General features: G+C 45.2%; 12 protein-coding genes. 8 read left to right on the top strand and 4 right to left on the bottom strand.

Going from position 1 to position 15,146, the window contains the following annotated elements:
* Position 1 precedes the first annotated feature (1 nt).
* Entirely contained in the window at positions 2-1,099 is a 1,098-nt protein-coding gene (locus tag P5G49_RS01310; protein WP_301241656.1) for an ABC transporter permease subunit, read from the top strand.
* 205 nt (positions 1,100-1,304) lie between these two features.
* Here the strand turns inward: P5G49_RS01310 and hutG are convergent, their stop codons facing one another.
* On the bottom strand, positions 1,305-2,288 hold the full coding sequence (gene hutG / locus P5G49_RS01305; RefSeq protein ID WP_435877170.1) for a formimidoylglutamase: 984 nt from the start codon (positions 2,286-2,288) through the stop codon (positions 1,305-1,307).
* 48 nt (positions 2,289-2,336) lie between these two features.
* On the opposite strand from hutG, the gene P5G49_RS01300 reads away from it, so the two are divergent.
* Positions 2,337-3,767, top strand: coding sequence for a response regulator transcription factor (locus P5G49_RS01300; RefSeq protein ID WP_301241654.1), 1,431 nt, complete (start codon positions 2,337-2,339; stop codon positions 3,765-3,767).
* Between the two features lie 71 nt (positions 3,768-3,838).
* Here the strand turns inward: P5G49_RS01300 and P5G49_RS01295 are convergent, their stop codons facing one another.
* On the bottom strand, positions 3,839-4,336 hold the full coding sequence (locus P5G49_RS01295) for an ECF transporter S component (RefSeq protein WP_301241866.1): 498 nt from the start codon (positions 4,334-4,336) through the stop codon (positions 3,839-3,841).
* Positions 4,337-4,659: 323 nt separating this feature from the next.
* Here P5G49_RS01295 and P5G49_RS01290 point away from each other — a divergent pair, with 323 nt between their 5' ends.
* The 3 genes from P5G49_RS01290 (at position 4,660) to hutI (ending at position 8,648) form a co-directional block, all read left to right on the top strand.
* Entirely contained in the window at positions 4,660-5,505 is an 846-nt protein-coding gene (locus P5G49_RS01290; RefSeq protein ID WP_301241653.1) for a pyridoxamine kinase, read from the top strand.
* A 218-nt stretch (positions 5,506-5,723) separates the two neighbouring features.
* Positions 5,724-7,394, top strand: a complete 1,671-nt coding sequence (gene hutU / locus P5G49_RS01285; RefSeq protein ID WP_301241652.1) for a urocanate hydratase — start codon at positions 5,724-5,726, stop codon at positions 7,392-7,394.
* Positions 7,395-8,648, top strand: coding sequence for an imidazolonepropionase (hutI, locus tag P5G49_RS01280; protein WP_301241651.1), 1,254 nt, complete (start codon positions 7,395-7,397; stop codon positions 8,646-8,648).
* Between the two features lie 234 nt (positions 8,649-8,882).
* Here hutI and P5G49_RS01275 read toward each other — a convergent pair whose 3' ends face one another.
* Together P5G49_RS01275 and P5G49_RS01270 are read right to left on the bottom strand one after the other, a co-directional pair.
* Positions 8,883-9,680 carry a TIGR00266 family protein gene (locus tag P5G49_RS01275; protein WP_301241650.1) on the bottom strand — a complete coding sequence of 266 codons (798 nt, stop codon included), beginning with the start codon at positions 9,678-9,680 and terminating at the stop codon, positions 8,883-8,885.
* Between the two features lie 59 nt (positions 9,681-9,739).
* Positions 9,740-10,618 (bottom strand): TetR/AcrR family transcriptional regulator, encoded by an 879-nt coding sequence (locus P5G49_RS01270; protein ID WP_301241649.1) that lies wholly within the window; start codon positions 10,616-10,618, stop codon positions 9,740-9,742.
* A gap of 181 nt (positions 10,619-10,799) precedes the next feature.
* Between P5G49_RS01270 and P5G49_RS01265 the strand changes: the two genes are divergently transcribed.
* The 3 genes from P5G49_RS01265 to P5G49_RS01255 all read left to right on the top strand — a co-directional run bounded on the left by P5G49_RS01265 (position 10,800) and on the right by P5G49_RS01255 (position 15,122).
* Positions 10,800-12,332, top strand: a complete 1,533-nt coding sequence (locus P5G49_RS01265; RefSeq protein WP_301241648.1) for a DHA2 family efflux MFS transporter permease subunit — start codon at positions 10,800-10,802, stop codon at positions 12,330-12,332.
* A gap of 111 nt (positions 12,333-12,443) precedes the next feature.
* Positions 12,444-13,922, top strand: a complete 1,479-nt coding sequence (locus P5G49_RS01260; protein WP_301241647.1) for an aldehyde dehydrogenase family protein — start codon at positions 12,444-12,446, stop codon at positions 13,920-13,922.
* A 33-nt stretch (positions 13,923-13,955) separates the two neighbouring features.
* Positions 13,956-15,122, top strand: coding sequence for a saccharopine dehydrogenase family protein (locus P5G49_RS01255; protein WP_301241646.1), 1,167 nt, complete (start codon positions 13,956-13,958; stop codon positions 15,120-15,122).
* Positions 15,123-15,146 lie beyond the last annotated feature (24 nt).

Below are 15,146 nucleotides of genomic sequence, written 5' to 3'. Positions count from 1 at the left end.
GATGAAAAATATGATGCGATTTGAATTAAAGAAAAGTGTCAGTATAAGGAAGAATTGGTTTGTCTTCATAGCACTAGTTTTTGTTTTTTTATTGTATTTTGGATCTCTTAATAATGTAAATCAAAAACAATGGGCTTTGGAAGAGCGTTCATTGAATGAACAGATCAGGCTATTGAATGATTCGATTCGACATGAGAAAAGCGAAGTATCCACCGATGCAATGTCTTTTCAAATGGAGGAATTGAAATTATTTCAAAAAATACTGAGTGCCCACTTATCCGGGGACTGGAAAGATAAAGCGGCAGCGGAAATAGAGATGCTCGATTTACGCATTAACCAATCTCCGGAAATGGTTGCTGACGAAGTGAGGCGGGTTGCTGAAGAAAGGGTTGATTTTCTGACAATTCTGCTCACCGACAGTATTAAGCCAGTTTATGAAAGAACATCTGTGGACGGGGCACATTTATTGTGGAATATAAGTCTTCTATTCCTTCCTGTGTTATTTTATTTACTATTTTTCATCCTTGTCGGTGATATATATGGTTATGAACAGGAGGGAGGCACGATCAGGTTATTACGCAGTACGCCATATTCTCAACTTATGATTCAATCATCAAAATGGATTGCCTCATTGGTCCTGTCCATGCTTTATATTCTGATTACGATAACCATTCCTTTTATTATAGGCTCATTAACAAATGGGGTCGGAAACTTTTCCTATCCGATTAAAGTAGGGGGAGAGTGGAGTACGATCGGGGCAACACTAAACCTTGTATGGCTGTTAGTATTAGCAACACTGATTTTCTCGATTTGTCTAATACAATTTATTGCCTATTTCATGAAAAGTGGTACTTTCACGATATTTTTAGGAATGACGCTATTTTTAGTCTTCCGTTTCATCCCTGAGAATTTAATTCCAACAAATGTCCTTCAATGGATTCCATTTTATTATTTTAAAGTAAATATACTGGTGGATGTTGGTAATGATTTTTTCCGGCAGGGGATGTTTTGTCTTTCTCTTGCCTCTGTAGCACTTCTGGTAATTCCATATGTAATCCCTTATATACGGAATAAAACTTTTTGGTATAGAATAACATAGTAGTGTTGATTGTTTTTTTTTTATGTAGAACTAACTTATGCGACGCCCCACAGCCATTTGTTGGCTTGCGGGGCATTTTTTGTTTGGTGGATGTAGGTCTTAGGTCATGAAATGGTGATATAATGTCATATTCAATCGATAGATATCTATATTCAATAGATATCTTGCCGTATACAATAGATATCTTAAGGAGTACTTTCCTTGTTCATGTTAACTTAGACATAAAACCCGCTATCGCTTCATTCACAAAATAAGCACCCAACTTCACGGTCCGCCCGTTTTCATCCAACGTCGGATTCACTTCGCAAATGTCGAAAGAACGCGTATTTTCATGTGCCGCTACTTTTCGAATAATAGCACGCACAGTGGACGGATCCAGTCCAAAGGGTGAGGTGGCACTCACGCCCGGTGCGAATGCAGCATTGACAACATCCGTGCATAAAGTAAGCATTACCGCATCATGTTCATTCATGAAATCTTCCAATGAAGACATTAAACTTTCAAGACAGCCGGGAATCATTTCATCTTCCATTACATAAGTTACGCCAAGCAGATCCGCCCGATTAAACAGTTCCTGTGTATTGCCGTAGCGCTGGATGCCAGCGACGAAATAGCGTGCATTCGGGTCTTGCTCTAAAATCTGCCTGAACATCGTACCGGATGAAGGCTGTTCATCATAAGGGCGTAAGTCAAAATGCGCGTCGATATTAATGATGCCGAGGGTTGCTTCCTTGCCAAGCGATTCACGTACACCTAAATAATGTCCATATAACGTTTCATGGCCGCCACCTAAAATGACCGGTTTTGACCCTTTCAATAAAATCGCAGCCACCGCATCACCTAATTGCTGTTGTGCGGACTCTAAATCTTCGCCATCACAGACGATATTGCTGACATCGAATAGACGGGCAGTCTCCGGGAATCGCCAAGGCAAAGGCGCAAGTCCACTTCGGAGTGCATTCGGTGCTTTGGCCGCGCCTAAACGACCTTTATTCCGCCGGACGCCTTCTTCACATTCGAATCCAATAATCGTACATCCGCCAGAAACTTTCTCAATATCCACAACTTCAACGACTTGATGATAACGGAAGCTTGACCGGTCTTCCGTATGATCAACACGACCGGACCAGATAGATTCATTGACTTTATTCACAAAACCAACCCTTTCTGAATGAATACTTCTTGCCATCAGTATATAGTGAGATTCAGATAAATCCAATTCGAAAAAGGTGATCGCATGAAAATTCTACTCCTCGTCAAAGACTCACTCGAAGCACAAGGACTGAAATGGTTGCTCACATCTCAATGGAGCGATATGCAGGTGGAAATTGCTAAAAATGCAAATGTTACTACTGAAGCCGACCTTTATATTGTCGATATGTCCTACATTTTGGCGGACGGATTTGAACTGCCTCCGCAAGTAGCCTGGCTTGGAATCTCTTCCGAACGAACATTCCAGACGGTTTATAAAGCACTTTCTTTGAAGGCAGAGGATGTTTTATTCCGCCCATTTCAACCTGACCGGCTCATCAAACAAGTCCAGCAAATCCGATATAGGTGGCGGAATGAAAGGGCACAGCTCAAAAGCACAGTCCCGAAAAGGGAAGAACTTGTCACGTATGAAAACCTTTTGGTCGGCGAAAGCCGTGCGGAACACTTAGTGCTTTTAAGTTTAATCGCGCCATCGCGGGCAGAAGAACTCGATCATCTCGTCCGCGAACTGGAAAAGCATGATTTCCCTACTATCTATGACATCTTTCCATTCTCGGATTTTGTTCTCGTCGTCCATCGTTTAAGGGAGATTCAATCCTTACAAGAAGCATATTCCATCTTTTTTGCACAGTGGAAACGCCAATCGGATGCGTTGTTGACCATTTATTTATATGCCGATGAAAGGCACACAAGTTATCGGGATTTGTATATGAAAATGCGTCGCTTTCATGAACGGATCTTCTATGACGGCTATGACATTTTAACAGTTGAGAAGGATGACCTTCTTTGGCGGGATATGGATCCATTCCTATCACCACTTGAGCAGCGTGAATGGGTGGAAATGCTTGAGAAACGGCAAGTGGCGGCAATTAGACAATGGATGGAACAGGATTTCCTTACGTTGGAAGCGCCATTCCCGGATCCCGAAATGGTCCGTGTCCGTTTGACGAGTATCCTTGCCCAGATTCGCCGCTACATGACCGCTAATTCATTGAAGACGCAGAAAGTGGAGCAGGCTTACGATTCGCTATTCGAAACGATCATCCGTGAACCGGTCATGTATCATATCGTTCAATCGTTCACCGCATTTATTTCGGAACTTCTCCAGACTTCTGCTGATGAATCCAAACGGGAAGGTAACCTTGTAGAGAAGGTACAGGAACGGATTGCCGCAAATTATTGGGATGCGACTTGGAACTTGGCGGCATGCGCAGACGAGTTGAAACTACATAAAAGTACATTGAGCCGAAAGTATGCAATGGAGGCGGGGGAGCCGTTCAGCGATGCATTGTTAAGAATGCGGATTGAGGAAGCAAAGCGTTTATTGACAGAGACCGACTTATCGATTGCCGAAGTGTCAAGTTCAGCAGGCTTCACCCACTCCACCTATTTTAGTCGGCGGTTCAAAGAGGAGACAGGTATGACCCCTTATCAGTTTAGAATGAAGTGGGTATAGGTTTTATAAAAAAAGCAGTGAAGATTGGCTATGGCCTCTCTACACTGCTTCTCTATTTGACTTTTTCTGTATTAAAGTTTTTTCCGGAAGAACGGTGTCTTCTTCAATGTAATGCATAATGGAATTGCAATCAGGAGACCAACGACGTTCTGGATGATGTCGCCAGGAATCGACGCGAGCGGGGCAACCCAGTTGTTATACATGATTCCCTGCCCGATATAGTAGACGCCTAACATGACTGGCATGGAGGCAAGGGCTCCTATGATGTTAAGTTTAATGCTATCCCCTTTGTGTCCATTCGACCAAGCGATCTTTCCGACAATGAAGCCTTGTAAAGCACGGGCGATAATTGTTGTCGGCGCCCAAATCATCCAACCGCCAAAGATATCGAATAAGCCCATTCCAATTGCGCCTGCTAGCGCTCCCTTTTTCGGGCCGAATAAAATAGCTACAATGAACAGCATCGCTGTACCCAAATGGATCAGGCCGCCTTGGCCGATTGGAAGTTTGATGTTGATGAACATCGTTGAAATAAGGACAAGTGTGGATAGTATAGCTGTTAGCACCAAGTCGAATGTTCTTGCAGTTGTTTTCGTTTGGGGCTGGCGTTGTAAAAGTACTACGTCACTTGTTTTTACATGATTTTTTGATTGTTTACTACGTTGTACATTTTGCACGGCTTTGTATAGGACCTCCTCTTTCTCATCTTGTAAGTTTTTTTATTAATTTCATTTTACAAAATGACTGACCATCATAAAAGTGCCAGATTGGATAAAGTAATAGTGGTCAGATGAATGGAGAAGAAATTGCAAATCCATATATTCTTGCTTTTCCATTCATGTGTTACGATGGAGTTAGTAAAAGTACGGATGAATTAGGTGGGAGAAGTGTAATGAAAAAAGTTGCGGTTATCCAAGATATGTCTTCATTCGGGAAGTGCTCGCTAACGGCTGCGATTCCGGTCCTTTCCGTCATGGGTGTGCAGGCAGTGCCGCTGCCCACAGCGGTTTTAACATCACAAACAGAGTACCCAAGCTATTATTGTGAGGATCTGACGGCTAAGATGGGGCATTTTACAAATGAATGGAGCAAACTGCGTGTAACATTTGACGGCATTCATACAGGGTTCGTTACAGGAAAAGAGCAGATTGAAAACATCTTTTCATTTTTAGATACATTTTATAAAGAAGAGACGATGCTCCTTGTCGATCCGGTAATGGGTGACCGGGGGGAGATGTATGATGTATTTACGGATGAGCTGATCGGCTATATGAAGGAGCTTGCGAAGCGCGCGGACATCATTACGCCAAACGTGACGGAATGCTGTTTGCTGACGGGTTTGCCGTACGATAAGTTACAAAGCTATCACTCGAACGAGGATTATCTAACTGCGATTAGGGAGGCTGGGCATCAGCTTCAGTCAATGACAGGAGCACGTGTCATCATTACCGGTTTGAATCCACCGGCCGTTTCGGAAACGGAGTACGTCGGCAATATGTATATCGATGGGACGCATTCGTTCCACAGCCTCCTTGAATCTAACGGCAAGAGCTATTCCGGAACGGGTGATTTATTTGCATCCGTCATCATGGGGGGCATGATGCGCGGTCAGGATGTGGAGGAAACGATGAGACTGGCGGAAAAATTCTTATCAGCTGCGATTGAAGCGACTGCAGAGGAACTGATTCCAACAGTTGACGGTGTGAATTTCGAAACGTTTTTAGGGATGTTAATTTGAAATTGGAATTTTTGAAATTAAACTTAGATTAATCTTAATGAAGCAAGCTGCTCCTTGATTTATTCAAGAAGCGGCTTGTTCTATTTAAAGGATGATCAATATAGTGCAGTTCAATTAACTCGTGCCGTCAATAAAGTGAAAAAATATAATCTATTCATAAATAATTATCTGAAACTTTCCTGTAGAATGATAGTAACGAAAAAGGGGGCCATTCAATTATGAAAGCGGATACAATGGAAAAGGTTATTCAATACAGAGGGACTAAACTAAATACAAAGGGGTGGCAGCAAGAGGCGGCGCTCCGTATGCTTATGAACAATTTGCATCCAGACGTAGCGGAGCATCCTGAAAAGTTGGTCGTTTACGGCGGAATCGGGAAGGCGGCACGTAATTGGGAGAGCTTTGACGCGATTGTTCGTTCATTGAAAGAGCTTGAAAATGATGAGACATTATTGATCCAATCTGGTAAGCCGGTTGCGATTTTCAAATCGCATACTGATGCGCCACGGGTTTTGATTGCCAACTCGAATATCGTTCCTGCCTATGCAAATTGGGATACGTTCCATGAGCTTGATAAAAAGGGCCTTATGATGTACGGACAAATGACGGCTGGCAGCTGGATTTATATTGGATCACAAGGGATTGTGCAAGGGACATATGAAACTTTTGCTGAACTTGCGAAACAGCATTTCGGCGGTTCATTGAAAGGAACAATCACGTTGACAGCGGGCCTTGGCGGCATGGGTGGGGCGCAGCCATTGGCGGTGACGATGGCGGGTGGCGTCTGCATCGGTATTGAAGTCGATGAAACGCGTATCGATCGCCGGATTGAAACTCGTTACACAGATGTAAAGACGGACTCATTGGATGAAGCCATTCGACTTGCAGAAGAGGCGAAGGCGGAAGGCAAGGCTTTATCGATTGGTCTCCTTGGGAATGCAGCGGATTTATTGCCTGAGATGATTGCTCGTGGGTTCAATCCGGACGTGCTAACTGACCAAACATCAGCGCATGATCCATTGAACGGCTATATTCCATCCGGTATGTCGCTTGAAGAAGCGGCAGTACTTCGCGATTCCGATCCGGAAGAGTATGTAAGACGTTCGAAGGCGTCGATGGCGAAACATGTTACTGCTATGGTTGAGATGATGGATAAAGGTGCTGTCACGTTCGACTATGGCAATAACATCCGTCAAGTGGCGAAGGATGAGGGTGTTGAGCGTGCATTCGATTTCCCTGGTTTCGTTCCAGCTTACATTCGTCCGCAGTTCTGCGAAGGGAAAGGGCCTTTCCGTTGGGTGGCACTTTCCGGAGATCCAGAAGATATTCGTAAAACGGACGAAGTCATCCTTCGCGAGTTCAGCTATAATACGCATCTTTGCAATTGGATTAAAATGGCACAAGAGAAGATCCAGTTCCAAGGTTTGCCTTCAAGGATTTGCTGGTTAGGATACGGCGAGCGTGCTCGTTTCGGTAAGATCATCAATGATATGGTCGCAAGTGGGGAATTAAGCGCGCCAATCGTCATCGGCCGTGACCACCTTGACTCAGGATCTGTTGCGTCCCCGAACCGTGAAACAGAAGCGATGAAGGATGGATCGGATGTCGTTTCAGACTGGCCGATTCTGAATGCGATTATCAATGCTGTTGGCGGAGCAACTTGGGTCTCTGTCCACCATGGCGGCGGTGTCGGAATGGGGTATTCACAGCATGCGGGAATGGTCATTGTTGCGGACGGAACGAAGGAAGCGGAAGCGCGTCTTGAGCGTGTGTTGACTTCTGATCCTGGAATGGGAATTGCCCGTCATGTTGATGCGGGTTATGACTTGGCCATTCAAACGGCGAAGGATAAAGGGGTTAATATTCCGATGATGGAAGGTGACAAGTAATTGAAACCACTTTGGATAAAACATGCAGCACAGCTTGCGACAATCGCGGGGGAAAACGCACCGCGAAAGCGTAAGGAAATGTCGGAGTTAGGCATTATCGAAGACGGAAGCATTTGGATTGAAGATGGTGTGATTCAGGCAATCGGTACAACGGAAGAATTGGAGCATCAGTATGGTGATCGTGCAGCTGAAGCAGAAATCATTGACGCAACTGGCCGTCTGGTGACACCGGGGCTTGTCGACCCACATACGCATGTCGCATATGGTGGCAGCCGCGAACGTGAATTTGAAATGAGGCTCGAAGGCGCAACCTATATGGAAATCATGAATGCGGGCGGCGGAATCCATGCGACGACACGGATGACACGCGAATCGACGGAAGAAGAACTCGCGGAGCAAACGGTACGTAGGCTTGATTCATTCCTGAAGCACGGAGTTACTACTGTCGAGGGGAAGAGCGGCTATGGGCTGGATCTTGAGACTGAGCTTAAGCAACTTCGGGTCATGAAACGGTTGAATGAAATCCATCCGATTGATCTTGTTCCAACTTTCATGGCAGCACATGCCGTTCCGCAAGAATATAAAGGCAATGAAGATGAATATATTGATAGCATCATCAATGACATGCTTCCTGTCGTGGCGAAAGAGGGACTCGCAGTTTTCAATGATGTGTTCTGTGAAGTGGGCGTGTTTACACCTGAGCAGTCCGAGCGCATTTTGGAGGCTGGGAAGAAGCACGGTTTGATCCCGAAAATCCATGCGGATGAAATCGAATCGTATGGTGGGGCGGAACTTGCCGCGAAAGTCGGTGCAATTTCGGCGGAGCATCTATTGAAGGCATCTGACGAAGGGATCAAGCAGATGGCGGAAGCAGGAGTGATCGCTTGTTTATTGCCAGCGACAGCGTTGTTTCTGCGCGAAGAAGCTGCGAAAGGGCGTAAGATGGTGGATGAAGGGGTTGCTGTTGCGATTTCAACAGATTGCAATCCGGGTTCGTCGCCGACGACTTCAATGCCACTCGTCATGAACTTGGCATGCATCTCAATGCGCTTGACACCTGCCGAAGCACTTGTTGCTGCAACTATGAATGCTGCTTGCGCAATCAAGATGGAAGATAAAGTTGGGTCGCTTGAAGTCGGCAAGCAAGGCGATATCGTCATGTGGAATATCTCGACCTATCAAGAGTTGCAGTATTTGTTCGGGGTTAATCATGTTGACAAGGTTTGGAAAAAGGGAGCACGGGTTTTAGGGTAAGGACTTGTAGCGTAGGAATAGAAATTTTATCTCACAATGATTGAAGTTTATGAGTATTTTTGGTGATTTATGTGTTTATGAGCGGATTTTAGGATTTATGCGTGTTTGGCAAAGTTTATGCGTGGATTTCAAAATTTATGCTTCATTTCATGGAATTATGCGTAATTATGGCATTTTATGCGTATTTCGCACAAGAAAAAACCGGGACGACGAAAGCGTCCCGGTTTTTCTCACTCATTTTCCGCCTAACATATTGAACAATCCACCTGCGATACTGCCTTCATCCCGTGAGCCGCCACCTGGAGTTTGCGGAGCTGCTGCGAAGACGCGGCTTGCGAGTCGGGAGAATGGCAATGATTGAATCCAAACTTTTCCGGGCCCTTTCAGCGTTGCGAAGAACAATCCTTCACCGCCGAACAATGCAGTCTTTACGCCTTTCACCATTTCGATATTATAATTAACGTCCTGCGTCATGGCGACGAGGCAACCTGTGTCTACACGCAATATTTCCCCAGGCGAGAGTGTCTTCTCGATAATTGTTCCTCCCGCATGAACGAAAGCCATGCCGTCTCCTTCAAGCTTCTGCATAATGAAGCCTTCGCCACCGAAAAAGCCGACTCCGACTTTGCGTTGGAATTCGATTCCGACAGAGACGCCCTTTGCCGCTGCTAAAAACGCATCCTTTTGGCAAATGATCTTGCCGTCAAGTTGGCTTAGATCCATCGGGATGATTTTGCCGGGATACGGTGCTGCAAAAGATGCATGCTTTTTTCCGGATCCTTCGTTCGTGAATGTCGTCATGAAGAGACTTTCGCCGGTCAACAGGCGTTTACCAGCTCCCATCAGTTTACCCATTATTCCGCCCCCGGAGTTGCCTGAGCCGTCCCCGAAGATGGTCTCCATTTCAATTCCGTCTTCCATCATCATCAAAGAACCAGCTTCTGCGACAACTGTCTCCCCCGGATCGAGTTCCACCTCAACAAATTGCATATCGTCTCCATACAGTTTGAAATCGATTTCGTGGTTATTCATAAAATAGCCTCCTCAAGTTTAGTTGCTGACTACTTGTACGGCGGGCATCGACGAAAGTTTCATGAACTTGTTTTAATTATGTCGACATATTTCCATAGAAGATATAAGGCTTCATTCACCCGATCAGAGAATCGGGTACCATTACTTGCTTCGCGGAATGAACGGCCGACCGCTTCCAAAAGGGCCACCCTTGGGTTTTCGGCTTGCAACTCGGTTAATAGGAAGTCTGTGTATACATGACTGTTTTCATCAGGCTCTAACTTCTTTTTCAGTGCGATAAGTTCGACTTGGATCTTCCCCTTCAGTTCTTCGTGAGAAATCCCTAAAGGTGCAATCATCTGCTTTTCCAATAATACTTCCTTCTGTTCCATTAAATCAGCCATCAGCGCATCCATCCTTCTAAGCGTGAATTGGACAAGTTTTTCGATGTCCAATTCCTTGGAAGTACCGGCTGTCCAGAAATGGCGCAATTGTTGGATCATCCCGAACGTCATAACTGAACAATCGAAAGAATGGGGCTCCGCCTCTTCTCCATAGACATCGATGAGTCGGGCTGCAAACCATTTTAATTCATTAATATGATACGTTTTAACAAAATTCCGGAGCTCTTCATCATTGGAATAAAAAACTGCCTCATAAATCGGAAGCAAATTCAACTCCCGGTTTACTTGCATCCGGACGATAATCTGTTCAGCTAATATGTCCTTGTCTCTTTTATCCCGACCGACTAACAGTTCGCGCCTCCGGATGATGGATTCATTATTAGCGTCCTCTAAAATGGCCATGAGACACTCGTTTTTGGAAGTGAAATAATTGTAAAACGTTCCTTTGGAAATCTTCGCATCCTCCAAAATATCCTGTACGGACGTGGATGCAAATCCTTTCTCAATAAATAGCTTTTTCGCGGTCAACATGACTTTTCGTTTACGGTCATTCATCTATATCACCTTATAATTAGACTTAGGGTACAAAATAATTTTATCAGAAAAAACATCATACTTACAGCGTTAAAAACTTTTTTTCTTGGAAATTAAATTTTTTGCTTGCTCATTTTGGACTGTGAGTATAAACTATTAAAATGTGAATGGGATTTGAATGAAATTGAATGGGGGAATTCTCATGGAAATGGATATAAAGAAAATGCACGAAAAGCCTCCTTACGGAATGATAGCTATTTTATTCTTCGGGGCATTCGTCGCCTTCTTGAACAATACATTATTGAATATTGCCTTGCCGGTCATTATGAATGAGTTTCAGGTGAAGCCGTCGGCCGTCCAATGGCTCACGACAGGCTTCATGCTTGTAAACGGGATTATGATTCCGGCAAGTGCCTTCTTTGTACAGAAATTTACGAACCGCAGGCTATTTCTGACGGCGATGACATTATTCTCGATTGGAACCGCTCTTGCAATATTTGCTCCGACTTTCGGATTGTTAGTTGCAGCACGTATGATCCAGGCTTCGGGTTCCGCATTGATGATGCCGTTATTGATGAACGTTATGCTCGTCGCTTTCCCGATTGAAAAAAGGGGATCTGCGATGGGGATATTCGGGTTAGTCATGTTCACTGCCCCTGCAATCGGACCGACACTATCTGGATGGATTGTCGAACATTATTCATGGCGCACACTTTTTGAAATCGTGTTGCCGTTTGCGATTCTGTCAATTGTCTTTGCACTCTGGAAACTGAAGAATATAACGCCAAATACGAATGTGAAACTTGATGTTTTCTCCCTTGCTTTGTCGAGCGTTGGTTTCGGCGGATTGTTATATGGATTCAGCTCGGCTGGAGAGAAAGGGTGGGATGCACCGATTGTGTACGGAACAATCGCAATTGGAGCGATTTCACTGATTGTGTTCATTCTTCGCCAATTGCGGATGGAAAATCCGATGCTGGATTTCCGAATCTATAAACATCCGATGTTCGCGCTTGCATCCGTCATTTCCATCGTTCTATCAGTGGCGATGTTCTCGGGTATGATCCTGACACCGTTATACGTTCAGGAAGTGCGTGGTATTTCACCATTTGAAGCAGGTATCCTTATGTTGCCCGGCGCGGTTGTAATGGGGATTATGTCACCGATCACGGGTAAGCTTTTTGATAAATACGGAGCGAAAGTGCTTGCGCTGACAGGCTTAACAATTACGGTTATAACGACATTCTATCTAAGCAGACTTGAATTGACATCTGGTTACTATTACTTGATGATGCTTTACACAGTCCGGATGTTCGGGATGTCAATGGTCATGATGCCAATCATGACAAACGGTTTGAACCAACTGCCGATGCGATCCAATCCGCACGGTACTGCGATGAATAACACATTGCAACAAGTTTCTGGAGCCATCGGTTCCGCGATTCTTCTTACAATCATGACGAAACGGATGGAGAGATCCGGCATGTCACTTGCACAGGAAGCTGCAACATCCGGCAATATACCATCTGATCAGAATGCGTTGGCGGCATTTCAGCACCAAATCGAAATAAAAGCGATGCTTGATGGTATCAATTTCTCATTCCTAATTGCAACAGTTATCGCTGTTGTAGCATTATTCCTTACTTTATTTATTAAAAGGGTTCTCCCTCCGAAATTTGAAAACGGGAAAATGGCAACAGACGATAAAGTAGATTCAAAGACGGCGCAGGATTAATCTCCTGCACCGTCTTTTTTTGTTAAATGAAGGAATCACTCTTGATAATGTCGAAATGGATAGAGTGAGAGCGTTTTCAAAAAGTTCGTGTTGGAAAGGGGAAATGAAGACATGCAATTGAACAACTTTATCGGGGGTTCTTGGCAAGATAGTGGTGGAGCTGAATACACAGCCGTCACCAATCCGGCAACTGGGGAAGAGTTAGCTCAAGTACGTTTATCGACTAGTGTTGATGTGGACCTCGCTGTCAAGGCGGCTAAGAGTGCGCAAAAGAAATGGGCGCTTGTTCCGGCTCCGAAACGAGCGGATTACTTATATGCAATCGGCAACCTAATGAAGGAAAGAAAAGAGCATTTAGCCCAAGTCCTGACGAAGGAAATGGGGAAAGTCATCGAAGAAGGCCGTGGAGAAGTCCAAGAAGGCATTGACATGGCATTTTATATGGCAGGGGAAGGGCGCAGACTTTTCGGGGAAACAGTGCCTTCCGAGCTGCAAGATAAATTCGCAATGAGTGTTCGGGCACCAATCGGAGTTGTGGGTCTGATTACACCATGGAATTTCCCAGTCGCAATCGCGACGTGGAAATCCTTCCCGGCAATTGTCGCTGGAAACACGTTCGTTTGGAAACCGGCTACGGAAACGCCGATGATGGCTTATGAAATGGCTCGAATTTTTGAAGAGGTCGGCCTGCCGGCAGGTGTTGCAAATATCGTATTCGGATCAGGTTCCGAAGTAGGCACAGCGATGATTGAACATCCGGATATCCGTGTCATTTCATTTACAGGGTCAACAGAAACAGGTCGTCATGTTGCGGAAACAGGCGGACGCCATTTGAAGAAAGTGTCCCTTGAGATGGGTGGCAAAAATGCAGTCATCGTCATGGATGATGCGGATATCGACCTCGCTGTGGAAGGTATTCTTTGGAGCGCATTCGGAACTGCGGGCCAACGTTGTACGGCATGTAGCAGGGTCATCGTGCATAAAGATGTAAAGGAAGAACTTGAGCAGAAGCTGTTGGATTCGATGAAGAATCTGACGATTGGTAACGGCCTGGACGAGTCTGTGAAAATCGGGCCAGTCATCAACCGGAAAGCACTCGAGAAGATTCAAAGCTATGTTGAAATCGGTAAGGGTGAAGGCGCGAAACTGTTGGCAGGTGGTAATGTTCTGACAGAAGGGGAATTCGCAAACGGACACTACTTCGAACCGACTTTATTCACAGACGTGAAATGGGATAGCCGTTTAGCACAGGAAGAGATTTTTGGACCGGTTGTGTCCCTTATTGAAGTTGGCAGTTTGGACGAAGCGATTGAAGTAAACAATAGCGTCATTTATGGTTTATCCAGCTCAATTTTCTCAAAAGACGTGAACAAAGTATTCCGTGCGCAGCGGGATTTAGACACAGGAATCGTCTATGTGAACGCCGGGACGACAGGGGCGGAAATCCACCTTCCATTCGGAGGAACGAAGGGTACGGGCAATGGGCACCGCGATTCGGGAGTTGCGGCGTTAGACGTTTTTACAGAGTGGAAGAGCATTTACGTGGATTTCAGCGGGAAATTGCAAAGGGCACAAATCGACACGGAATAAGGAAATGATTTCGGGAATAAAGGGGATGTTCATATGAAAGTGGTCGTATTGGGAGCAGGGTTGATGGGAAAAGAGGCAGTGCGCGACCTTGTGAAAAGTGATGATGTGACGAAAGTGTACTTGGCAGACTTGAACCTAAGGCCGGCAGAAGATTTTGCGGAACAGCTCATGTCTGATAAGTTAGACCTTTTGCAGCTTGATGCGAACAATGACCTTCAATTGCAGGAAGTAATGGCGCTTGGGGATGTCGTCATCAATGCGCTTTTCTATACATTCAATGAAAAGGTAGCTCGGATTGCGGTAGATATCGGCGTGCATTCAATCGATCTTGGGGGGCATATCGGTGGAGCTACCGATGCCGTATTGGGGCTTGCAGATAAGGCGGTGGCAAAAGGAGTCACCATCATTCCGGACCTTGGGGTAGCCCCAGGAATGATCAACATCCTAACGGGATACGGAGCGAGTAAACTTGATAAGGTGGATAGCATCAAGCTTTACGTAGGTGGAATACCCGTGAAGCCAGAGCCTCCGCTTAATTACAATGTTGTGTTTTCACTGGAAGGTGTTTTCGACCATTACACGGATCCATCCCATGTCATCCGTAACGGGAAACTGCTTGAGGTCCCTTCATTATCCGAGGTGGAGCCGATTTATTTCGATGGGTATGGTGAATTGGAAGCATTTCACACTTCCGGCGGCACCTCTACATTGACGAAGACGTTCCCTGATGTGCAAACGTTGGAATATAAAACGATCCGTTATAAAGGTCATGCCGAAAAGTTCAAGTTGTTAGTCGACCTTGGATTATTATCGCGTGAAACTGAAGTGACGATTGGTGGCTCGAAAGTGAAAGTCCGCGATGTCATGCGCGAACAACTCTCCCCACAATTGCGATTAGGTGACAAATCAGATGCAGTTCTACTGCGGGTCATCGTCAACGGCGAAGCGAGTGGAATGCCTGCAGCATATGAATATAACTTAGTGACTGAAAAAGATCTATCTGTGAATGAAACCGCTATGGCCCGTGCAACGGCGAATACAGTTTCCATCGTAGCTCAAATGATTGGAAATGGGACAATTACAAAACGCGGCGTTCACCCACCGGAGACTATCGTACCGGGCGAGCAATATATTGAAGAGATGCAAAAACGCGGAGTCGTTATTGAAGAGACCGTCAAGACGCAAGAAACGCATGTTTAATAGAAATTGTGGGAAAGGGGTTGT

The sequence above is a fragment of the Sporosarcina highlanderae genome, from assembly GCF_030433715.1.
Taxonomy (GTDB): Bacteria; Bacillota; Bacilli; order Bacillales_A; family Planococcaceae; genus Sporosarcina; species Sporosarcina highlanderae.
The sequence above is the reverse complement of the archived record's forward strand: the minus strand, read 5'-3'. Positions and strand labels throughout refer to the sequence as shown.